17 protein-coding genes and 1 other RNA gene are annotated in these 22,305 nt (G+C 52.1%); 15 read left to right on the top strand and 3 right to left on the bottom strand.

Going from position 1 to position 22,305, the window contains the following annotated elements; translation table 11 throughout:
• The first annotated feature begins 108 nt into the window (after window positions 1-108).
• Window positions 109-1,758, top strand: a complete 1,650-nt coding sequence (gene pgm, locus ACE3NW_RS00975) for a phosphoglucomutase (alpha-D-glucose-1,6-bisphosphate-dependent) (protein ID WP_374279510.1) — start codon at window positions 109-111, stop codon at window positions 1,756-1,758.
• 195 nt (window positions 1,759-1,953) lie between these two features.
• On the opposite strand, the gene ACE3NW_RS00970 is transcribed toward pgm, so the two are convergent.
• Window positions 1,954-2,712: a pseudouridine synthase gene (locus tag ACE3NW_RS00970; RefSeq protein ID WP_374279509.1), complete on the bottom strand. Its 759-nt coding sequence runs from the start codon at window positions 2,710-2,712 to the stop codon at window positions 1,954-1,956.
• Between the two features lie 865 nt (window positions 2,713-3,577).
• Between ACE3NW_RS00970 and rdgC the strand changes: the two genes are divergently transcribed.
• From rdgC to ACE3NW_RS00905, 13 genes are all read left to right on the top strand, one after another.
• Window positions 3,578-4,201, top strand: a complete 624-nt coding sequence (gene rdgC / locus ACE3NW_RS00965) for a recombination-associated protein RdgC (protein ID WP_374279508.1) — start codon at window positions 3,578-3,580, stop codon at window positions 4,199-4,201.
• An 18-nt stretch (window positions 4,202-4,219) separates the two neighbouring features.
• Window positions 4,220-4,747, top strand: a complete 528-nt coding sequence (locus ACE3NW_RS00960; RefSeq protein ID WP_374279507.1) for a hypothetical protein — start codon at window positions 4,220-4,222, stop codon at window positions 4,745-4,747.
• Window positions 4,748-4,756: 9 nt separating this feature from the next.
• A complete protein-coding gene (locus tag ACE3NW_RS00955; RefSeq protein WP_374279505.1) occupies window positions 4,757-5,788 on the top strand; it encodes an ABC transporter permease in 1,032 nt (343 codons plus the stop codon).
• A complete protein-coding gene (locus ACE3NW_RS00950) occupies window positions 5,788-6,624 on the top strand; it encodes an ABC transporter permease (protein WP_374279504.1) in 837 nt (278 codons plus the stop codon). Before ACE3NW_RS00955 ends, ACE3NW_RS00950 begins: the two co-directional genes overlap by 1 nt.
• Window positions 6,625-6,704: 80 nt before the next feature.
• Window positions 6,705-8,309: an AAA family ATPase gene (locus tag ACE3NW_RS00945; RefSeq protein WP_374279503.1), complete on the top strand. Its 1,605-nt coding sequence runs from the start codon at window positions 6,705-6,707 to the stop codon at window positions 8,307-8,309.
• 251 nt (window positions 8,310-8,560) lie between these two features.
• Window positions 8,561-9,097 carry a hypothetical protein gene (locus ACE3NW_RS00940; RefSeq protein ID WP_374279502.1) on the top strand — a complete coding sequence of 179 codons (537 nt, stop codon included), beginning with the start codon at window positions 8,561-8,563 and terminating at the stop codon, window positions 9,095-9,097.
• 47 nt (window positions 9,098-9,144) lie between these two features.
• Window positions 9,145-9,524, top strand: a transfer-messenger RNA (tmRNA) gene (ssrA, locus tag ACE3NW_RS00935).
• Window positions 9,525-9,751: 227 nt separating this feature from the next.
• Window positions 9,752-11,581, top strand: a complete 1,830-nt coding sequence (locus ACE3NW_RS00930) for an NB-ARC domain-containing protein (protein WP_374279501.1) — start codon at window positions 9,752-9,754, stop codon at window positions 11,579-11,581.
• 30 nt (window positions 11,582-11,611) lie between these two features.
• Window positions 11,612-12,331 (top strand): hypothetical protein, encoded by a 720-nt coding sequence (locus ACE3NW_RS00925; protein ID WP_374279500.1) that lies wholly within the window; start codon window positions 11,612-11,614, stop codon window positions 12,329-12,331.
• A gap of 133 nt (window positions 12,332-12,464) precedes the next feature.
• A complete protein-coding gene (locus ACE3NW_RS00920; protein ID WP_374279499.1) occupies window positions 12,465-12,806 on the top strand; it encodes a helix-turn-helix domain-containing protein in 342 nt (113 codons plus the stop codon).
• Between the two features lie 11 nt (window positions 12,807-12,817).
• Window positions 12,818-14,086: a type II toxin-antitoxin system HipA family toxin gene (locus tag ACE3NW_RS00915; RefSeq protein ID WP_374279498.1), complete on the top strand. Its 1,269-nt coding sequence runs from the start codon at window positions 12,818-12,820 to the stop codon at window positions 14,084-14,086.
• Between the two features lie 288 nt (window positions 14,087-14,374).
• Window positions 14,375-14,938 carry a LemA family protein gene (locus ACE3NW_RS00910; RefSeq protein WP_374279497.1) on the top strand — a complete coding sequence of 188 codons (564 nt, stop codon included), beginning with the start codon at window positions 14,375-14,377 and terminating at the stop codon, window positions 14,936-14,938.
• Window positions 14,939-15,003: 65 nt separating this feature from the next.
• Window positions 15,004-17,070 carry a DUF2207 domain-containing protein gene (locus tag ACE3NW_RS00905; protein WP_374279496.1) on the top strand — a complete coding sequence of 689 codons (2,067 nt, stop codon included), beginning with the start codon at window positions 15,004-15,006 and terminating at the stop codon, window positions 17,068-17,070.
• A gap of 162 nt (window positions 17,071-17,232) precedes the next feature.
• On the opposite strand, the gene ACE3NW_RS00900 is transcribed toward ACE3NW_RS00905, so the two are convergent.
• On the bottom strand, window positions 17,233-18,072 hold the full coding sequence (locus ACE3NW_RS00900; RefSeq protein ID WP_374279495.1) for a hypothetical protein: 840 nt from the start codon (window positions 18,070-18,072) through the stop codon (window positions 17,233-17,235).
• Between the two features lie 150 nt (window positions 18,073-18,222).
• Window positions 18,223-19,221 (bottom strand): hypothetical protein, encoded by a 999-nt coding sequence (locus ACE3NW_RS00895; RefSeq protein ID WP_374279494.1) that lies wholly within the window; start codon window positions 19,219-19,221, stop codon window positions 18,223-18,225.
• 918 nt (window positions 19,222-20,139) lie between these two features.
• Here ACE3NW_RS00895 and ACE3NW_RS00890 point away from each other — a divergent pair.
• Window positions 20,140-22,254: a methyl-accepting chemotaxis protein gene (locus ACE3NW_RS00890; protein ID WP_374279493.1), complete on the top strand. Its 2,115-nt coding sequence runs from the start codon at window positions 20,140-20,142 to the stop codon at window positions 22,252-22,254.
• The last annotated feature ends 51 nt before the right edge of the window (window positions 22,255-22,305 follow it).

Below are 22,305 nucleotides of genomic sequence, written 5' to 3'. Positions count from 1 at the left end.
AGCCATTTCTGGGTTGCCCATACCAGCCGCACCGGCAGCAGTGCAGCGTTGCGGCCTCGTACAATTGGGCCTATAGTCTGATCAGCCATCTCTTTTGGAGGAATATCAATGCCGGTTGTGCATAGCGATGCCGGGCATCTGCCCGCGCTGGAAAAGCTGGAGAACATACCCGCGCTCATGAGCGCTTACTACACGGAATTTCCCAATCCGGCGCTTGCGGCCCAGCGGGTTTCATTCGGCACTTCGGGGCATCGTGGCACTTCGGTGCTGTGCAGCTTCAACGAAGAGCACATCTATGCCATCACCCAGGCAGTATGCGATTACCGCGCCGCCAAAGGCATTGATGGCCCTCTGTTTCTGGGCGGCGATACGCACGCTCTTTCCGAGGCGGCCTTTCGCTCTGCGCTTGAAGTACTGGTAGCCAACAACGTTTCTGTGCGCATTGCGCAGGGCGGAACCTACACGGCCACGCCCGCCATTTCGCATGCGGTGCTCAAGTGGAACGCGGGCCGTGTCAACGGCCTTGCCGACGGCATTGTTATCACCCCTTCACACAACCCCCCGCGCGACGGCGGCTTCAAGTACAATCCGCCCCACGGTGGGCCTGCCGAGTCTGAGGTAACCAGCCAGATTGAAAAATGCGCCAATACCTACCTTGAGAACGGCAACAAGGGCGTAAAGCTTACGCATCTGCGCGCCGCGCGCGCATCGTCTCTGGTGGAAGAGTACGACTTTATTGGCAGCTATGTGCAGGATCTGGCCGGGGTGCTGGACATGAAGGCCATTGCCTCATCGGGCTTGCGCATTGGCGTTGACCCGCTGGGCGGCGCAAGCCTGCCCATGTGGGAACCCATTGCCGATGCCTACGGCATTGATCTGGAAGTGGTGAACAGGGCGGTTGATCCCACCTTTCGCTTTGTTCCCTGCGACAAGGACGGCAAAATCCGCATGGATTGTTCCTCGCCCTATGCCATGAGCCGCCTGCTGGATCTGCGCGACCATTTTGACCTCAGCTTTGCCTGCGACCCCGATTCTGACCGCCACGGCGTAGTGACGCGCCAGGAGCTCATGAATCCCAACCACTACCTGAGCGTTGCCGCCTGGTATCTGTTCCGCACCCGCAGGCAGTGGCCCGCGCAGCGCGGTATTGGCAAAACACTGGTTACAAGCGCCATGCTCGACCGGGTAGCCAAGGAGCTTGGCCGCCCGGTGGTGGAAGTGCCCGTGGGCTTCAAGTGGTTTGTGCCCTATCTGCTCAACGGGCGTTGCGGCCTTGGCTGCGAAGAAAGCGCTGGTGCGTCCTTCCTTTGTTTTGACGGCACGCCCTGGAGCACAGACAAAGACGGCCCTCTCATGTGCCTGCTGGCGGCAGAGATGATGGCAGTGGAGCAGTCGTCACCCGGCGAACTCTATGCCAAGCTGACCGAACGCCTGGGTGCGCCCGCCTATCAGCGGCTCGATGCCCCGGCAGACGACCACGTGCGCGCCAAACTGGCGGCACTTACGCCCGAAAGCGTCACTCTCAAAACCCTGGGCGGCTCGCCAGTCACCAGTGTGCTCACCCGCGCACCCGGCAACGATGCTTCCATTGGCGGGGTAAAGGTGGTCAGCGATGATGGCTGGTTTGCCGTGCGGCCCTCTGGCACGGAAGCCATCTGCAAGGTCTACACAGAGAGCTTCAAGGGTGAGGATCACCTTCAGGCCGTGCAAAAGGACGCCATTGATTTTCTGGAGCAGCTGCTGAAAAGCAAGGACTGATTCCCGTGCGGGAAGTCAAGCGCTGGTGACAAAGGCTGACACCGTGACTGTCGAGAGATTTCTTGTATATATTAAGTGATATACCAAAAAAATGATATAGGCGCAGCCGCAATACCGTTAAACCGGGTGCGGCTGCGCTTTTTTTAGGCAAATAACGTGGAGCCGGGCAGGCTGCAACCTATTGGAACACTACACCTAGCGGATGGCGGTCAGGCCTGCGCTTTCGCGCAAGTTGGTAATTTCTGCATCTGTCAGGGGCCGGGCCTTGCCGCTTGCCAGGTTGCCAAGGCGCAAGGCCCCCTGGGCAACGCGGCACAGGCGCAGCACGGTAAGCCCCAAATCGCGGCACATGCGGCGAATCTGGCGGTTAAAGCCCTGACGAAGCACCATTTGCAACAAGGTATTGCCAGCGGCGGGCTGGGCGGTCACATCCACGGGCAGCAGGTCTTCGCCTTCAGCAAGGCGCATGCCGCGCCGCATGGTTTTAAGGGCGTCTTCCGGCACTGCGCCGCGCACCAGCACTTCGTAGGTTTTGGGCTGGTGGTGCCGGGGATGGGTAAGGCGCTGCGCCAGATCGCCATCGTTGGTCAAAAGCAGCATGCCCTCAGAAAAATAATCAAGCCTTCCAACAGGATAAAGACGCAGCCCCTTGAATTCCTGCGGCAGGCAATCCAGCACTGTGGGCCTGCCTTCCGGGTCGCTTACTGTGCAAACCACCTGCACGGGCTTGTTGAGCATAAGATAGGTAAAGGCCTGCGGGCCCGACAAAATTCGGCCATCAACGGCAATACTTTCAAAAGGCAGCACGCGCCGCGCCGGGTTTGATTCGGGTTGGCCGTCAACTCGCACGCGGCCAGCAAGAATAAGCTCGTCCGCATTGCGGCGTGAGCAATGGCCTGTGGCGGCAATGGCCTTGTTGAGACGCACGCCTGCCGGCGCTTCAGGTTCAGCCACAGGTTGGGGCCTGCGCAGAGCAGAACCTTCGGCCCGGGCCTCGCGGCGGCCATGAGGGGCGTTGGCGGGTCGGCCATCAGGCCGGGCAGCATTTTTTTTGTGCGCGCCAGATGAATGATCTCCAGGTTTTCCCCTGGAAATTTCCCTTGAAGAGTCCCGTGTCGAATTCCGCGTCGAATCCCGAACCGGTTCCTTTTTTGATGACCTTGAAGACGAGCTGGTTTGGGGACGATTATTATTTGATGATCCGGCATTGCCGGAATGTTTGGGCGGCACGGTAATTCTCCTTGGCAAGATGCGCACATCGTGCGTGAAGTGGGGCATGCCGTCAAGGGCGGGCGACCTTGGTTGTCACCGAAATTAAGGGATCAAAACCCTTTCCATCTTCAAAAGTTTACATAATTATCATTATGGGACATTTATAAATACACGGCGCAGCGCAACCCTTGCCTCGAAAAAGGGGCAAAGCCACCCTCAGATCGCCACTGGCGAAACCCTTTCTCACGCACTTTTTCATCCAATCTGTCAGCCCGAAACGGGCTTGCATCTGATGAAAAATCTGACAAATTAGTTGTACACTGCGGGAATCTGGCCGCCTTGTAGACCAACCGCACCGCTTGCAGCACGCCTGTGGCATTTGGTGTCGCCATAGCCGCAGCCATTTTTGAGGCCTGGCAGACGGGTTTCCATCATTATAGTAATGAATGATCTGAAAATTCTGCTGCCAGCAATGCTTTCCCCGTCTGCGCGTCTGGTGCGGAAAAACTCGGCCCGGCCACGAACAAGGGCATCTGCCTGCACTTGCCCCCGAAGCGGCTCTGACGTACAACACTGCCAACACAGGTTTTACAAGCAAGGAGTTTACATGGGCTTTGCCAACAGCTCTTGCAGCTTTACACGGTTTCGTATTCTTGATCCCGTTCCGGCCACGCTCTGGCCGCAAATACCGGACAAGCTGAAGCAGTTCGCCATGCGCGACATTGACGATATTCCCGAAATGCAGGCCCAGGGTTGGGCATGCTTTGAGGACATGCTTGATACCGATTGGGTTACTGCCCCGCCCCAAAAAGGCGCGTACATCGTTTTTTCGCTGCGGCTCGATATGCGTCGCATTCCTGCGGGCGTGGTCAAAAAGCATGTGGCCATGGCGCTCAAGGAAGAAAAAGCGCGAATGGCCCAACAGGGCAAAAACTACATTGCCCGCGAACGCAAAAAAGAGCTCAAGGAGCAGGTTCTGCTGCGCCTGCGCTCGCGTTTTTTGCCGGTTCCCGGCGAATTCAACGTGCTGTGGGCCACGGACAAAAACGAAGTCTGGTTCGCATCTACCCAAAACAAGATGATCGACCTCTTCATGGAAGAATTTCTTAAATCCTTCGAACTGCATCTGGAGCAGCTGACTCCTTATAATCTGGCGGTTTCCATGCTGGATGAAGAAAGCCTTATCCGCCTGGATAAGCTGGAACCCACGCAGTTCGCGCCCCTTTCCTGATGACGGCACGGAGCCCCCATGAATATGCCTTATCTTGGTGAATCAACAGACAGTATTCTCGGCAAGGAATTTCTGACCTGGCTTTGGTACCAGAGCGACACCGCCCCCGGCGCGTTTACCGACAAGGACGGCGCGCCCTTTGCCGTTTCGATGGAGCAGCGTATCGTGGTCGAAGGCGGCGAAGGCGATGCCCGCGAAACAGCCTCTGTTTCCGGCTCGCTCTCCCCTCTTCGCGAGGCCCGCTTTGGCCTTGGCAATGGCAAGCAGGTCAGCCGCGCCCTGCTGCGCCTAGAAAAAGAAGAGCTGGCCTTTCAGGTAAGCCTGAAGGCAGAGGATTTTTGCCTCAACAGCCTCAAAACGCCAAAGCTCGACCAGAGTGACAGCGACGACGACCCCGATGCCCTGCTGCTCGAAAAATTCTATCTTATGGAAGTGTGTACCGGTCTGCTGGATTCTCTGTACGCCCGCTTTCTCAAGCTGCGCCTTTCTTCTGGCTGGCAAAAGGAAGTGGACGACATGCGCCAGTGGATGACCCGCACGGAGTAAGCTTTTTTCATGAGCACCCTGCCCCAGCCTGCCGCAAAAAGCCGCCTTTCTGGCCCGCTTCTGCACGTTTTTCACAAAACGCTGTGGATGCTGCTTGTGCTGTGGGGCATTACCATTATCAGTTTTTGGGTCATCCATCTGGCCCCGGGTTCGCCCACAGATCTGGAAACCACGCTCAATCCGCTGGCTGGTGCTGCGGCGCGCCAGCGGCTTGAGGCGCTGTACGGCCTCGATCGCCCGCTGTATGTGCAGTACTGGGACTGGCTGACGCGCATTGTGCAGCTTGATTTTGGCAATTCCATGTCTGCCGATTCGCGCCCGGTGCTGACCAAAATTCTTGAACGGCTGCCGCTTACGGTAGGCATGAACGTTGTTTCGCTGGTGCTGACCCTGCTCATAGCCATTCCCGTGGGCATTGTTTCTGCCTGTCGGCAGAATTCCCTGCTGGATAAGTCGGTTACCGTGCTGGTTTTTTTGGGCTTTGCCATGCCCTCGTTCTGGCTGGCCCTGCTGCTCATGATGTTTTTTGGCATAGAGCTGCAATGGTTGCCCATTTCTGGCCTTACATCCATGAATTACGAACAGTTGAGCGCGTGGGGCAAATTTTGCGATCTGGCACGGCATCTGGCCCTGCCCACCTTGGTATACACGGTTGGCGGCCTGGCGGGCATGTCGCGCTATATGCGGGCCTGCATGCTTGAGGTGCTGCGGCAGGATTATATTCTTACTGCGCGGGCCAAGGGGCTTGGCGCTGGGGCCGTTATCTGGCGGCATGCCCTGCGCAACGCCCTGCTGCCGGTCATCACCCTGCTTGGGCTTTCTGTGCCGGGGCTCATTGGCGGCAGTGTCATCATTGAATCAATCTTTGCCCTGCCCGGCCTGGGCCAGCTTTTTTACGGCGCTGTCATGGCGCGTGACTACACCATGATCATGGGCAACCTGGTGCTGGGGGCTGTGCTTACCCTTGCTGGCAACCTGCTGGCCGATTTTTGCTACGGGCTGGCCGACCCGCGCATACGCAACGCCAAGGACAACGCCTGATGCTGCCCCGTGCTGTCAAAAGGCTGCTTGGCCGCAATCTCATGCTGGCTCTTGGTCTGGTGATTGTGCTTGGCATGTCGCTGGCTGCCCTGCTGGCGCCGTTGATTGCGCCCTTTGACCCCAACGCCCTGCATCTGCAAAATATTCTGGAGCCGCCCTCCTCCCGCTTTTTGCTCGGCACAGACCGGTTGGGGCGCGATGTTTTTTCGCGTCTGCTGTACGGCGGGCGGGTTTCGCTGTGGGTGGGCTTTGTGGCCGTGGGCATTTCGGTGAGCATTGGCACGGTTCTGGGGCTGATAAGCGGTTATTTTCGGCGCTGGGTGGACGAATGCATCATGCGCGTGGTTGATATCATGCTCTGCTTTCCGTCATTCTTTCTTATTCTGGCGGTTATTGCCTTTCTGGAGCCCAATCTTACCAATATAATGGTGGTCATTGGGCTTACCTCGTGGATGGGCGTTACCCGCCTTGTGCGCGCCGAGGCCCTCAGCCTGCGCGAACGTGAATTTGTCGATGCGGCGCGGCTTGCGGGCACTTCTACCGCTGGCATACTGTTTCGGCACATTCTGCCCAATGCCCTTGCCCCGGTGCTGATAACAGCCACCCTTGGCGTTGCCGGGGCAATACTGGTAGAATCAAGCCTCAGCTTTCTTGGCCTTGGCGTGCAGCCGCCTGCGGCAAGCTGGGGCAACATGCTTATGGACGGCAAGGCCGTGATTGAAACTGCGCCCTGGCTGTCGGTGTACCCCGGTTTGGCCATTCTGGTTACTGTTTTGGGCTATAATCTGCTGGGTGAAAGCCTGAGAGATATTTTTGATCCCAGGCTTCGCCAATAGACTGAAATTGAAGAATATTTTTTTGAAAGTTAAAGTTAAACTTTAACATACATAAACCGCCATAACAACACGTTGAAGCCATGCTTGAATACCTGCGCATTCGCAATCTGGCCCTTATTGAAGACATGGAACTGGAATTTTCATCCGGCATGAACGTGCTTACGGGTGAAACCGGGGCGGGCAAGAGCTTTATTCTTAAAGCGCTGGGCTTTTTGCTTGGCGACAAGCTGTCGGCAGACATGGTTCGGGCTGGCGCAGAGCGCGCACAGGTCGAGGCCCTGTTCAGCACCGCCGAGGCCGACATGGTTTTGCGGCGCGAAATTGTGGCAGAAACAGGCCGCAGCCGCCTGTATATCAACGACGAGCTGCGCTCGCAGGACAGCCTGCGCGACCTGCGCAACCGCCTTGTGGCCCACACCAGCCAGCACGCCCAGCAAAAACTGCTTCAATCTGCCTTTCAGGCGCGGCTGCTTGAAAGCGGCATAAGCTGCCCAGAGCAAATTTCCCAGCGGGACGATCTGCTTTCCCGCCTTCAGGCCAACGCGGCGCAACGTGCGGCTCTTGTCAGCAGACAGGCCGGACTTGTGGAACGCCGTGAGCTGCTTGAAATGCAGCAGCAGGAAATAGACAAGGTTTCCCCTGAAGAAGGTGAAGAAGAACGCCTTGAAGAAACCCGCGCCCTGGCCCGCTCCATGGAGCACCAGCAGGAAAATTACGAGCAGGCGCTTGTGTTGCTGCAAGGCGACGAGCAGGAAGGCGTGATCGACCAGCTCGGTCAGCTCGAAAAACTCTTGCTGCGCATGGCCCGCGAGGATGATTCACTTCAGGCCGATGCCGATGCCGTGGGCGCGCTGCGCCAGCAGCTGGCGCACCTGGGCGGCAGGCTGCGCAGGCCCCCGGCCCTGCCGGGGCTGGACGAAATGCCAGATATGGACCATCTGGAAGAACGCCTTTTTGCCCTTGCCCAGCTCAAACGCAAGCTGCACCGCACCCTGCCTGAAATTCTGGCCCTGCGCGAAGAAATTGCAGAGAACCTTTCCTTTCTTGATGTGTGCGCCCTCGACATAACACGCCTGGACAAGGAAGCGGCAGCTCTTGCCGCAGAGCTGGCCGCCGTGACATCCCGCATCATACCGGCGCGCCGCGAGGCCGCAGCTGCCATTGCGTCAAATCTTGAAAACGAACTCCGTCAGTTGGGCTTTTCAGAACAGGTGCGGGTTATTCCCGATTTTACCGCGCAGGAAATCTGGCCCGGCGTACACGATGAACGCGGGCGTATTTTGTGGGCCCCCAACCCTGGCCAGCCCCCGCAGCCGCTCGATAAAATTGCCTCTGGCGGTGAGCTTTCACGCTTTTTGCTGGCGCTTGCCAGCGTGCAGCAGGATGACGAAGGCGCGACCTTTATTTTTGATGAGGTTGACGCTGGCGTGGGCGGCATGACCCTGAACAAGCTGGCAGAAAAGCTCTACGCACTGGCCGAAAAACGCCAGATGCTGCTTATCACCCACTGGCCGCAGCTGGCGGCCCGCGCGCGCAGGCATTTTCAGATCGTCAAGGTTGTGCGCAATGGCGAAACCTTTACCCTCTGCTCTCCCCTCAGCAAGGCAGACCGGCACACAGAGCTGGCCCGCATGGCTGGAGGCGGCGCACAGGGCGAGGCGCTGGCCGCAAGCCTTGAGGCCTGACCTCCGCACCATATACGCAGCCCGGCTCTGCAAAATTTGCCGCCTGACCGTCATTTTGCAAATACATCCTGTTTGTAAAAGGCCGCTCTCACGGCAAATACGGGCGGTGTCCCGGTTTTCACCGACATTTTTTTGACTTTTTCTAAACTTTTTCCCGTTTTTACGGCCTTGAATCATTCTGGCACTCATTTTGCTTATACCCAAGGCAAACAAGGGCAAGGCAAAATTGACCATAGCCACAGGGGGAGCATGTGACTACCGATAATAACAACTGCATAAGCGCCATGCTCCACATGCAATCTGGCGCTACCGAGGCAACCTCGCAAGCACGGCACTATCCCACCACGGGAAAGGCGCTTTCTGGCCTGGACGAAACATCTGTCCGGGCGCTGAACTGCCTGGCCAAGGATGGCGAAGGGCTTGTTACCGCGCTAGAGGCGCGACTGGACGAGCTTCAGGAAGCGTTTATGGACATGCTGAATACGCAGCTTGAAGAGCGCCATCTGCGCCCGGAAGACCGCCTGCATCTGTACCTCTCGCCAGAGGGCAGCTTGATGGTCGAGGGTACAGACAACGACGCCTCCCTGCTGTGTGACATAATCGCCCGCAAGCCAGATTTGCAAAAGAGTTTTAAAGAAATGGCGCAGGTGGCCATGCTTTCGCACGGCGTGGAACTGGCAACCCAGATTCAAAACGACATGCTGGATCAGATGGATGACGCAGCCCCCCTGCTGGAGCACTACCACATGTGCCTCAAAGGGCCGCTGTCACATTTCTACATCCGTTAGTGCTTGCCAAACCGGCATAAGCGACTTATTGTATTGATTGACCCAATGGGGGCGCACTGGTTTCGACGGGGACGTGGAAGCCTTAGCGGCAGGTCGAGGCGCCGCTGGCCTCGTAAAAAGCGGCAACAAAAGTAATTGCCAACAACGATTACGACTACGCTTACGCTGCCTAAAAACAGCGAGGCAACGACCGCCTAGGCGGTCACGTCATTCAGGGCCATGTCTGATAACCCTGAATGGCGACACTTATCAGGCTGGCGGAAATCGGTTCTTACCGGGGTTTTCCGCGAGGAGTTTACCGGCGAGATTGCCGTGATGCGCCCGGTCAGGGGCTACCACCACGGTGAAATTAATTCCTGACATAAACCTGTAGATGCTTCGAGTGGACAGTTCTCGGACGGGGGTTCAACTCCCCCCGCCTCCACCACCCCCACAAATTAAAGTGGCTTATACGCTCTGGATAAGACGTATAAGCCACTTTTTTGTGGCTACTAAGTTAACGGTGTAATTATCCGTGATTAAAATATGTAAAAAAGCAAACTAGCTTAGCAAAATTGCAAAAAAAAACTAGTCGTGATATAAAATTCATATTGTTAATATTATCTACGCAGAATTAAATTAAAATTGTCAAAAATCTTCCACATGGAGGGAGATATGCCAAATATTTTTATAAAAAAAATGATTGAAAGGGTAGATGCGGCTAAGGATAATTCTGATAATGCATATTTTTTTTCTCTCATGTATTATGGAGAGTTACTAACTAAAATTACTCTATTATATGTTGCATCTGTATTGACTAATGGCAAGGAAAGAAATCGTTACCGCATATATCATAAACTTGTTAGATCATCTAGCATCGGAGACTGGTCTTCATGTCTAGAACACATTTTGACCGGTAAACAGTACCTCGATATAATAGATGAAATAAAACCAAAATTGAATGAATTAATTCATAAAGTTAATTCTGGCTCATGGCAGCATCAAGCTCACGTTTTACTACAAGATGTGAGGGGAAATGTTTCAATACCTTCTAGCTATGTGCAAAAAGTATCTTTAATTGATTGGTATAAAGATTTTGCAAACCTCAGAAACAAAACACGAGGACATGGTGCGCAGCTTCCTGAACAATTATCTAATGCTTGCCTCAAGCTGCGTGCATCGATAGACATAATTGCTGAGAATTTAAGTATACTAAAATTTGAATCAGCATTTTTATATAAAAACTTAAACGGGAGCTATCGTGTATCAAAAATTTCTAATAACGCTGATTCTTTTAACTATCTGAAAAATAAAGGCGGATCCCAGAAGTACCCCAATGGCGCATATGTTTTTTGCAATACTCCAAGGGAGTTGGAACTAATCTACACGGATCCTGAATTGTGTGACGTTTTTTTGCCAAATGGTCCATCTGGAAATGGGTTTGAACTGTTATCGTATCTAACAGGTAAAACAAAAATTGAAAGTTACGAAAAATACTCAATTCCACCAGAAGAACTTCCCAAAAGTGAGACATACGGCCTAGATGGATTTGAGGTTCAGGGAAATTTCTTTTCTAACATGCCCCAATTAATGGATGGATATATAAAAAGAAACTCTCTTGAAGAAGAAATTTCAAGAATAATATTAGACAAAAGAAATCCAGTTATCACCCTCTCTGGTAGAGGTGGAATTGGAAAGACAACGATTCTCCTATCTATACTTCATGAAATGTCAAAAATGGATAATCCCCCATTCGATATAACGATTTGGTTTAGTGCTAGAGATATTGACTTAAAAGAAAACGGCCCAAAATCTGTACAAGTAGCTGTTTTAACAAAAAAAGACATCAGCGAACAATACATCAACCTAATGCAACCTGATCAAAACTTAACGACCGTAGAACAAAAAATCGATTATTTTACTAAACAGCTTCGGGAACATTATGAAGGAAAAGGAAAAATATATATATTTGATAACTTCGAAACATTAACAACACCTGAAGATACTTATACATGGCTCAATACAAACATCGAATTGCCTAACAAAGTTATCATTACAACACGTCATAGAAAATTCAAAAGTGATTACCCCATTGAAATTACAGGAATGACTGATTTTGAAGCGAAAGAGTTAATTGAGAGTCACGCAAAAAAACTCAACATATCAAATATTATTACAAAGTCATCAATACAAAACATTATTCAATTTTCTGACGGTCATCCGTATATAATAAAGATTTATCTTGGCCAAGTTGCTAAGGATGGATGCATTGCTAACATTAAGAGAGTCATAGCAGACAGAGAAGACATTCTAGTAGCTCTGTTTGATCGAACATTTTTGCAACTCAGTGCTGCAGCACAGCGAGTATATCTTACTCTTTGCCAATGGAATTCAGACATTCCAGAAGTTGCCATAAAAGCAATTTTGATGCGTTCCGACAGCACACAGATGGATATTGATAATGCAATTGACGAGGTAATAAATTTTTCTTTAATTGAATCTTAAGAGCTAGAAAATGGCTCATTAGTACTTAATGTGCCACTTGCATCACGTGTTTACGGTGAAAAAAAGCTCAAATCCTCACCATATCAATACACTGTTGAAGACGACATTAAACTTCTCCACTTATTGGGAGCCAGACAAAATACTGAAACAGTCCAACAAGCCATAGAACGACTAAAATTAATTGTAAACGGGCTAATTCAAAATGATTCTATGCCATTAGCTGAAAAACAAAATATTATTGAATACATAGGAAAAAAATTCCCCCAGATACTCTTACACGCTGCATTTTTACTTAGAACTAATCACAGAAATATTTCTAAAAATTATTTAGAATTATTTCTTGTGAATGACGATATATGTAGCGAAGATAAATGTTTTGCTTGGGAACTAATGGCATCTATATACCATGAAGAAGGTGATGGAACTAAATATATCCATGCTAAAACACAATTTTCCAAATCATGTTCTAACTTGCATGACATAAGCACTTCAGCAAATGACATAAATAGATATATTACAGAAAATCGAGATATTATTGATACACTAGATAAAAAAAGAATACTTAGTTCGCTTGCTGAGTACATGGAGCAATTTACTAGTTCATGGTCTGCCGATGACTACTCAAGAATTGCATGGTTGTATATGAATTCTGGAAATTTACCAAAAGCTGTCTTTGTTGCGCAAAAAGGTTTAGAAAGTGATCCTGATAATGCACATTGTCGAAAAATTATTGCACGACAAGAAAATTGATAAGTAACAAAAAAATATTTTCTACCTACCCTTGGAAATACCCGCACCAAAGGTTGCACTCAAGGGCAATACCCCCCTTGACCTTTTCAAATTTAGCTATATATTGATAAAAATCGCTAAAAAAATATCATTTATGGCTAAAAATTCATCATCCATCACTGCGTTACCCCCGGCAACTCTGGCAAAGATTGAGGAGCTTGGGCGCAGAATCAAGCTGGCGCGCAAGCGCCGGGGTCTAACCCTGCACGCAATGGCCAAGCTTATGCTGGTTTCTGTGGGCTCGTTGCAAAGGCTAGAGGCAGGCATTCCCGGCACAAGCCTTGGCACGCTGGCCACTGCCCTGCTCACCCTTGGGCTTGAAAATGACATGGACAGTGTAGCAGCCATGGAAACAGACATGATTGGCCTTGCCCACGAACGCAGACGCCTTGAAGGCAAAACTGGCAGCAAGGATAAAATTTCCTACGACTTTTAAGTGAGGCTGCCATGACAACCCGCGTGGCCTATGTGCATATGCACCTTGAAGGGCGCTTTATCGTTGCCGGTCGCCTGCGCTATATTCAGGATGGCAGATTCAGCCAGTGCCTTTTTGAGTATTCCAACCGCTATCTTGAGCGGCCCGATGCCGTGGCCGTTGACCCCGTAGCACTGCCCCTGCAAAGGGAACACACCTATGAAGGGCCGCTGGGCGGCGCGTTATTCAACGGAATTCTCGATTCCTGCCCGGATGATTGGGGCCGCCACATACTTGATATTGCCGCCGAGGGTTACGGGGCAAAGCTCTCTGATTTCGACTACATGCTCTATGCCGGGCCAGACCGCATAGGAGCCCTGGGTTTCAGCAGTGCGCCAGAGGTGCATCCTTTTACAGATGTTCCCAACTGGGCCATGAATCTCCCAGGGGCAGAGCTGGACCTGTCGGGCATGCTTATGGCTACCGATGATGTTGAGCAGGCAGACCAGCTTGAGCCGCAATACAGGCGCTTCTTTGTGCGCGGCTCATCCATTGGCGGCGCAAGGCCCAAGGCCTCTTTTGAGTCTGAGGGGAAATTCTGGATTGCCAAATTCAGCAAGGAGCGCGAGGCGTGGCCCACTTGCCGCATAGAAGATGCAAACATGCGGCTGGCAAGGCTGTGCGGCATAAGCGTTGCTGACACAAAACGGATCACGGTTATGGGCAACCGCGATATTCTGCTGGTTGAGCGGTTTGACAGAAAGCGCAGTAAAAACTCGGTGCTACGCATCCCCTTTGTTTCAGCCATGACACTGACCGGCGCTGCAAGGCTGGAATCACCAGCCAGCTACACAGACATAGCCACGGGCATGCGGCGCGATTTTTATGCGGCATCCGCAATACAGCAGGATATGCGCGAGCTGTACCGCCGCATGGTCTACAATGCCCTGTGCAACAACTCGGACGACCATTTGCGCAATCATGGCTTTCTGTTGCTGCCTGCGCCCAATGGCCGGGCTGGGTGGGCGCTTTCGCCAGCTTATGATGTGGTTCCACAACCAGCAATGGACGACAGCCCCCGCGTTTCGCATCTTGGCATAGGGCCAGAAGGACGCAGAGCAACCGTAAGCAATCTGCTGGCGGCTGGCAGACACTTTGGCATACAGGCTGCTGAAGCACAGGCACTTGTTGACGAAATCAAGGGCACAATCCGGCAAAACTGGGAAGAAACCTTTCTTGCCGCTGGTGTGCCGCAACGCAACATGCAGGATTTGCGAAACTGCTTTGCTCTGGCGCTGTAATCAGTGGGGAATTCCTGATTACGGGGATATCTTCTAGTAAACATTCTTCACCAGCTCGGCCAGCGGCTTGTACATCAGAACCATTGGCCGATTATCTACAAATGTGGCTGCCTGATTATTAGCAGTAATCATTGCAGGCAGACCTCTCCCCCATTGACCGAACACCCCGCATATGCCAGTTTTTATGGCAGCATGAACAGGCCCGCGCCCCGCTCTCCGCATGGCGTAGACTGCGCAATGCGCTGTTTCACGAGCCGCGCTGGCTCCCAACAAATTCAAGGAGTTCATATGAGCACCGGCATTTTGATTGGCATAGGGGCGATCGTGATTGTGTTGGCAGCCATTGCAGCCCTGTACAATGCCCTGGTGCGCGGCAAAAACATGGTGGAAGAAGCCTGGAGCAGCATTGATGTGCAGCTCAAGCGCCGGCACGACCTTGTGCCCAATCTGGTCAGCGCTGTCAGGCAATACGCCAGCCATGAAAAGAACCTGTTTGACGAAATAAGCACCGCGCGCGCCCGCTCGCTCTCTGTGCAGGGTGACGTGGCAGCGCAGGCCAAGGCAGAGGGCACGTTGTCCGGGGCTTTAAGCAGACTGTTTGCCGTTGCCGAGGCCTACCCAGAATTGAAAGCCAGCGAAAACTACCGCCAGTTGCAACTAAGCCTCGCCTCGCTTGAAGACGAAATCCAGATGGCCCGCCGCTACTACAATGGCGCAGCACGCGAGCAGAATGACCGTGTTCGCCAGTTTCCCGGCAACATTGTTGCCGGATTTTTCCACTTTGCGCCTGCGACATATTTTGAGCTTGATTCACCAGCTGAGCGGGCTGTTCCAGATGTAAGCGCGCAATAACGACATGGAACTTTAGAAAAAAATCAGACAAATGTGCAAACAGGGCCTGCCGCAAGGATAACGCCATGCACACGTTCCACATCGCCCGTGTACTGACTTTTCGCATTGCATTTATTGCCTGCACCCTGCTATTTTTCATATCTGTCTTATATAGTGAAACATGCGCACAGGAAAGCATTGAAAGCTTTTCATCTACCATCACAATAAATAAAGATGGCAGCATGCATGTTCGCGAAACAATCGTGGTGCATGCGGAAGGCAATCAGATTAAAAAAGGAATATACCGGGAGATTCCCCTGCTCTATTCCGGGCCAGAGAACTACAACGGCACGGTTCCTTTTACTGTTGCATCTGCAAGCATTGACGGTTCCCCGCTGAAACAGGTTGAAACTGAAACCAGCGATGACAACATACGGGTGCTCATGCGGGGCAAAGGGCCTCTCTCACAGGGGCAGCACCGCTTTGATCTGGAATACGACACATCTCTGCATCTGCGCTTTTACGAATCCAACGGCGAACTCAACTGGAACACCACGGGGGTTTGGGGCTTTCCCATACGCGCTGCCTCGTGCCGCATTGTTCTGCCCCAGGGAGTGGCCGTGCAGCAAACCGCCGCGTGGGCGGGCCTGGCAGGCTCCCAAAATACCGACAGCATCACCATTGCAAGGCCACATGCCAACGAGGCGACCTTTACACTCGCCAGCCCGCTGGAACCAGGGGCGCAGCTGACAGTTGCGGTATCCTTTGACAAAAACAGTATTGCTAACCCTGCACTTGCCTTGTCGCAACAGCAGCAGCGTGAGAACGAGGCTTTTGAAAAAGCCCAGCAGGAGGCAGAACGTGCCATCAAGGCGCGGGGCCTGCTTTTTGAAGTATTGTACGATAACCCCAGTCTGCCCACGCAATGTTTGGCTTTTTGCGCTGTTTTTCTTTATTATTTTCTGCTTTGGCAGCGGCTTGGCATAGACCCGCCCAAGGGGGCCATCATCGCCCGCTACTACCCGCCCCAAACCGCTCAATGGGGCAAAAAATCAGAAGCCGGTGCTGCCCCGCAAACACTTTCTCCACTGGCAGTCGAATTTTTGTACAAATCGGCCCGCATCACCGGCCGGGGGCTTGCCGCCGCATTTCTGGGTCTTGCCTTCAAGGGGCTGTGCCGCATCACCAGGGCGGATGCCAAAACCTACGCGATCGAGCTGACCACAGGCACAAATGAGCGCAGATCTGAGCTTACCGCAGAAGAACAGGCCGTATACCGTGAACTTGCGCGCTGTGCGAGCAATGGTGAAAGATTGGTGCTGCGCCCCAGAGATGAAGAAATCCGCAATATTTTCAGTGCCGCCAAGACAAGCTTGAAGCAAAACTTCAAGGGTGCATGGCAGTTGAACACATGGGTTGCGGTGCTGGGCTGGTTTTTGGTGCTTCCGCTGGCCTTTGCGGCAAGTTTTTGGGAGATGGACCTTTCATTGCTTGCCCCGTCAGGCTCGCAACTGCTGCTTACGGTATTGCTTTTAGGTGTTTGCGCGGCGTTTTGCGCAACGCTGCTGCTCCCCCTGCTGCTCAGGCGTCAGTATCCAATATCCCTCATGGGAATGATGGGGCTTGAGGTTATTCCACTGGCGGGCATGGCCGCGCTGGTTCTTCAGTTTTATTTTTATGATCTTGAATGGCTGTTTCTTCTGCTCATGATCATCACATCCATTGTGTTCACTGCCATAATCAAAGCGCCAAGCCCTGCCGCGCGCGCCGTTCTGGACGAAATCGAAGGGCTTGCCATGTACATGCGCACCGCAGAATTGCCGCGCATGGAGCAGGCTGGCGCGCAGGATGAACAGCCGGAAGACACAGCCGAAGTGTTTCGCCGCCTGCTGCCATACGCGCTGGTGCTGGGCCTGGAGAAAACCTGGTGCAACAGGTTTGCCGACCAGCTACAGGCTGCCGCGCTGGAAGACTGCGGCGTTGATGTCGCCCTGGTGCATGGGCATAACGGCTGGAGCGATTTTTCCAATGGTTTTGGCAGCGCAGTGAGCGCATCTTCCGCTTCTGCCAACACTTCTTCGGCCAGCGGTTTCAGTTCGGGGGGCGGCGGCGCGGGCAGCGGATCTGGCGGGGGCGGAGGCGGCGGCCTGTAGGTCAGCACTGTGCCTGTCTGTTTTTTGCTGTCACCACGCATGCCTGCAAAATTTGCAAAAAAATCGAGGCTTATACGTTCCGCAACGGATGTATAAGCCTCGATTTTTGCAGCTTTCTACGCTAGCGCCACAGGCCGCGCTTTCAGTTTGCAGCAGTGCCCGCTACTTCACAGCCGCTGGTTTGCGTGCAAGGACAATATCCGCAAGGGCTGCATCAAGATTCAGATTCATGGCAAGGGTCAGCCCCTCACTGCCAAGCACAATACGCACGGGTTTATCCGGGTTATCCACACTGCTCACAAACAGGGCTTCAAATGCCTGCCACATCTCATCCTTGGTCTGGGGGCAGTCAACGACTGTGCCCTGCGGGGCCATGGCCGCTCCCTCTGGGCAGAACACACTGGCCTGACCGTTGGCCTCCAGCATAAGGGGCAGCCAGCCGTTATTTTTCAGATCGTCAAAGCCCGCGCCCAAAGTTGTGTTGGCAAAAGGGGCCGACATGGAAACAGTTTCAAGTATCCCCCCAGAACCCACAAACTTCAGGCCGCCCTCTGCAATACTCCAAGACTGGTCTGCAAAGCACACGGCAAACGCACCGGGATCTTTAAGCGTCTCATACCCGGGAAAGGCAAATTCCTTCCAGCGGGTTTGGTCCATGCCCTTGCGCATGAGCTGCACAAGAATAAACATGGGCACGCCCGCCGGTGCCACGTAGGCATCGTTGCCTGGCAGCGTGATCAACATTGATGGATATTTACGGGTTTCGTTCTGGCCAGCTGAATCCAGCGAAAATTCGATTTCCTTGGCCGAGCCCGGTTCGGGATCGTGATAATACTGCCACCCGGCGCCGTTCTGCATGGTTATGCCAATGCGCGTGCATGAATGCTCTGGAAACTTGGCCGCTGCAACAGTTTTGGTAGCACGCTTGGGCAGCCCCTCGACCACAGACAGCCTTTCGCCATTGTTGCCTACGCAAAAGACCGATTTTATGTCAGCATTCATACTGTTTTTTAACACAATACCCGCCGCTTGCCCCGTCGAAGGCATCAGGGGCAGCAGTGCGGCAAGGCATACCGCACAAACCTTTAACATCTGCATTTACTGGCTCCTTATAAGCTGCTATAATAAATCGAAAAAAAATAATTGTGTACACTAGTGCAGTGCTTCCCGCAGTTCTGCGAGGCTGGCATCTTCTTCTGGATAATACATTTCAACAACAGTGTTTGTATCTGTGTTCTGCATTGTTCCCAAGGCCCCTTCGCGCGTCATAAAATCAACCATCCCCTCACCAGTGCTGATATTGATGCCACCAAGCTTGCGGGCAAGCTCTATAAGTGAGGCTCCCCACTGCCCTTCTGGGTCTTTTTTGAGGGGATACAATCCAACGGCAAGCCACACCTTGTCTTCCGTCTTTTCATAGATTGTCCATTGCCCGGCGCGTGTTGTGCGCCAGCCTGCGGGAACGGCCTTTTCCTGCGGCACTGGGGCAGCAGAACCATCACCCAGAGCGGTAAAGTTGGGCATATCGCCCGTGGGGTCTGGCGGCTCGACCACCTTGGCATCGTCAGGGCGCTCACCGGTCGCAAGCCATTTGGCATTTTCGGGGCTGCGCACCACAGTCAGCAGCTTATCAAGCGCATCTGCGCCACTGGCCTTGGCCGAAAGCTTGAGACTCTTGATAATTGGCCCCACCCCAGAGCATTTATGGGCAACGGTCACTTCCATGTATTTGTTATCCAGCAGGCCAACCCAGGATCGGGCCCCCCTGTCTGCAAAAACAACACCCTTGCCCTCGCCCAGCGTGCGCAAATCGTTACCACCAGTCACGTTGGCAGAGGCCTTGGCCAGTAGGTCAAGATCGCCATTAAAGCAGTCCTTCTCCAGCACGGTGATATAGCAGCCTTCCTTGGGCGAGCTAAAGAGCAGCCCACTGCCTTCCTGTTCCGTTTTCCAGCCAGCAGGCAGATCAATACTGAAATCGCCCACGGTGCGTGGCGCAGCAACAGCAGAAATTCCTGGGGTCAGCATAAGGCAGCACAAGCCAAGCATGGCTGTTGCACCCGAGCGCCGTAGCCGCAAAAACGGCAGCCAGCCCGCCTCTGAAACAGAGGCTTGCCAGGTGTTGCAGGGTAAAAAACGTTGAATGCCCATGTCGCACCCCTTGTTGATGATAGTTGCCTGGTCATCTGCCAGTTCTTCAGATTCATAACGTACCTGACAAAAAATGTCTTTGGGAGTTTTATTCGGAAAATGGATAATCACCAAAGCCAAATACTCATATTTTAAAATTGCCCCGCACAAAATAGTAACCCAACAATCATATGTAAAAAAATAAATTATCTGTTGTATAAAAATGCGAGATCAACATGTCGCAATTTACGTTTTTATAAAATTTGTGAACACACAATGCTACGGCACTTCATATTGCATTAAGACATTTTGAAAAATTTTTATTCATTAATTTTACATTAGTAATGGCAATTCAGCTTAATCGACCACAATTGCACATAACAGCACTCATATAACATTTACTTTTTCTGCGCACTGGCTCCAGTGCGAGGCCGTGCGTATTTGTGCGTTGCCTGACCTGGCTGGCTGATCAGTTTAACTGCACAGAACACAGTGATACAAAATAAATTTTAATAACACACAAGCTCGGCTCAAGCTGCGATAGATAAAATCAAAAATACATGAAAGCAATATTTTATAATTTTTTATGTGTTAAACTAGTATGTTGTATTAAAGCAAAACTATGCTAAAAATTATTAGTAAAGTAATATGCTATCATAAAAAAACCTATGCAATTGTGTCATGCACTTGAACATCATAAAAAAATATTTCCATTCCATATAGTTATAATTATTGTTAATGCAAACATAATGTTAGGCACAAATTTATTTATGACGTGGTTGTTATTTGTTTTTTTATGGTATCTGTATCAATAATTCATCTCACTATGTTAAATTTTTTAAAATAAAAGGCCATACATGTTTGTCGTTAACATTAAATAGGACCCCCCCCACCGCCAACGCATAACTTGAGTCAGAAACAATCGTCAGGAGGGCCGCCATGCTTGCAGATCTAAAAATTGCCCGCAAGCTCAGCTTGTTGCTCATTTTGCCGATGGCAACATTTCTGTTTCTTGTAGCTGTTGAGAGCGTTGAACGCTGGAAGGACATAGACGAGCTCAAATTTGTAGAGCGCGCCATGCTTGTGAGTCTTTCTGCTGGTGAACTGATACATGAGGTTCAGAAAGAACGGGGCTATACAGCAGGCTACGTGGGCAGCAAGGGCAAAAAATTTTCCGTTGAACTTCCCGATCAGCAAAAAAAGTCAGACGCGGCATACAAACAGTTTGCCGCTACCCTTGCCGATGCTAACAGCCACGAGAACAACGCATTCAGTCCACTTTTTTCATCTGCCTCTAAAAAATTTGCAGAGCTTGCCGATGTGCGCGCAGCAGCCAGAGATACAAGAATCGACGCACTTCAGGCGATTGCTGCATACGGCAATTGCATCAACGAATTTATAACTGCAATTTCAGGTCTTAACGAACAAAGCCACAAGGCTCTCACATCCATTTTGCAGCTGATGCACGGCAAGGAAATTGCCGGACAGGAGCGGGCCACGCTCAACGCGGCCTTTTCTGCGGGCACGTTCAGCAAGCAGCTGTACCGCGACTGGCTGTACCGAGTGAGCGCGCAAAACACCTATTTGCGCTCGTTTGAAGAGCTTGGTGGCAAAAAAGCCCAGGCTCTGCTGCAAAACAAACTCAAGACCGCCGACGACGATGTAACGCGCTATCGTGATACGGCATACGCAAATCTTGAGAAGTCAAATCTTGAGGTGGAACCACAGGAATGGTTTGCCGCCGCCACCAGGCGCATAGACAACCTCATGGAAGTAGAAAAATCGTGGGGAGCGAATCTGCTTGAAACTGCCAGGGCAGATGTACGCACTGCCCAGCAAAAGCTTGTGGTTGCCTGCTCTGGAGCGCTGGTGGTTGCCTTTTTGACAATTTTGCTGGGCTGGAGAATCTGCATAACCATTGGCAGACCCCTGCGCAGCACCCTGCGTTATGCCCAGGGCGTAACCCAGGGCGATTTTGACGCCGTGCTGACGGTGCATCAGCGTGACGAAATCGGCGGCCTTGCAGACGTGCTGCGCGAAATGGTTGCGCGACTCAAAGAACAGATTCAGGCAGCCCAAAAACAGCAATCCATTGCTGAAGAGAAGGGCAAGGTGGCCGATCAGTGCCGTGTAGCAGCAGAAGAGGCCGAAAAAGCCACCAGTAAGCGTGCAAACACCCTTATGGTGGCAGTGGACAAGATTCAGGGAGTTGTTGAATCGCTCAACATTGCTCTTAATGCTCTTTCTGAACAGGTGCAAACATCCACACAAGGCGCGACAAATCAGTCAAACAGTCTTGAAAGCACCACCGCCGCCATGCAGGAAATGAGCATTACCGTGGTTGAAGTTGCCAAAAATGCTGCGGATGCCGCTCAAACAGCCGACAACTCGCACCAGCAGGCCACAAAAGGCTCGTCTGTTGTTGAAAATGTAATTTCCGCCATTGGTCAGGTGCAAAAGCAGTCTGATGACATGAAGATTGACATGGGCGTGCTTGGTCAGCAGGCCGAGGGCATTGGACAAATATTGAATGTGATCAGTGATATAGCAGACCAGACCAATCTTTTGGCCCTCAATGCTGCCATTGAAGCGGCACGGGCTGGCGATGCAGGCCGGGGTTTTGCCGTTGTGGCCGACGAAGTACGCAAACTGGCCGAAAAGACCATGCTGGCCACAAAGGAGGTAGGGGAAGCCATCCATGCCATTCAGAGCGGCACGCGCAAGCACATTACCCATGTGGAGCAGACAGCAGAAACCATTGGATCTGTCACCGTGCTTGCCCGTCAGTCGGGTGATGCCTTACAGGAACTTGTAAAGCTTGCCAGCGCATCCACAGCCCAGGCCCAGTCCATTGCCACGGCCTCTGAAGAGCAATCCGCATCCAGTGAAACCATCCACAGAAGCCTTGAAGACATCAATCAGCTTGCCCTTATGACCTCAACAGCCATGGATCAGGCAACAGCTGTGCTTGGAGAACTGCGCAAACAGACCGACATTCTCGTTGGTGTCATGAACGACCTGAATAACACAACCACAAAGAAAAGTATTTCGTAATTCCCATAAGCAATAGTGCAGAAAAAACTGCGCATGCGATACGCTGCATTT

It is taken from the genome of Desulfovibrio sp. (assembly GCF_041907885.1).
Classification (GTDB): domain Bacteria; phylum Desulfobacterota; class Desulfovibrionia; order Desulfovibrionales; family Desulfovibrionaceae; genus Desulfovibrio.
The sequence above is the reverse complement of the archived record's forward strand: the minus strand, read 5'-3'. Positions and strand labels throughout refer to the sequence as shown.

Coding starts and splice junctions, on each gene's coding strand:
- pgm (WP_374279510.1), top strand. CDS start 109: ATGCCGGTTGTGCATAGCGATGCCGGGCATCTGCCCGCGCTGGAAAAG.
- rdgC (WP_374279508.1), top strand. CDS start 3,578: ATGGGCTTTGCCAACAGCTCTTGCAGCTTTACACGGTTTCGTATTCTT.
- ACE3NW_RS00960 (WP_374279507.1), top strand. CDS start 4,220: ATGAATATGCCTTATCTTGGTGAATCAACAGACAGTATTCTCGGCAAG.
- ACE3NW_RS00955 (WP_374279505.1), top strand. CDS start 4,757: ATGAGCACCCTGCCCCAGCCTGCCGCAAAAAGCCGCCTTTCTGGCCCG.
- ACE3NW_RS00950 (WP_374279504.1), top strand. CDS start 5,788: ATGCTGCCCCGTGCTGTCAAAAGGCTGCTTGGCCGCAATCTCATGCTG.
- ACE3NW_RS00945 (WP_374279503.1), top strand. CDS start 6,705: ATGCTTGAATACCTGCGCATTCGCAATCTGGCCCTTATTGAAGACATG.
- ACE3NW_RS00930 (WP_374279501.1), top strand. CDS start 9,752: ATGCCAAATATTTTTATAAAAAAAATGATTGAAAGGGTAGATGCGGCT.
- ACE3NW_RS00920 (WP_374279499.1), top strand. CDS start 12,465: ATGGCTAAAAATTCATCATCCATCACTGCGTTACCCCCGGCAACTCTG.
- ACE3NW_RS00915 (WP_374279498.1), top strand. CDS start 12,818: ATGACAACCCGCGTGGCCTATGTGCATATGCACCTTGAAGGGCGCTTT.
- ACE3NW_RS00910 (WP_374279497.1), top strand. CDS start 14,375: ATGAGCACCGGCATTTTGATTGGCATAGGGGCGATCGTGATTGTGTTG.
- ACE3NW_RS00905 (WP_374279496.1), top strand. CDS start 15,004: ATGCACACGTTCCACATCGCCCGTGTACTGACTTTTCGCATTGCATTT.
- ACE3NW_RS00900 (WP_374279495.1), bottom strand. CDS start 18,072: ATGAATGCTGACATAAAATCGGTCTTTTGCGTAGGCAACAATGGCGAA.
- ACE3NW_RS00895 (WP_374279494.1), bottom strand. CDS start 19,221: ATGGGCATTCAACGTTTTTTACCCTGCAACACCTGGCAAGCCTCTGTT.
- ACE3NW_RS00890 (WP_374279493.1), top strand. CDS start 20,140: ATGCTTGCAGATCTAAAAATTGCCCGCAAGCTCAGCTTGTTGCTCATT.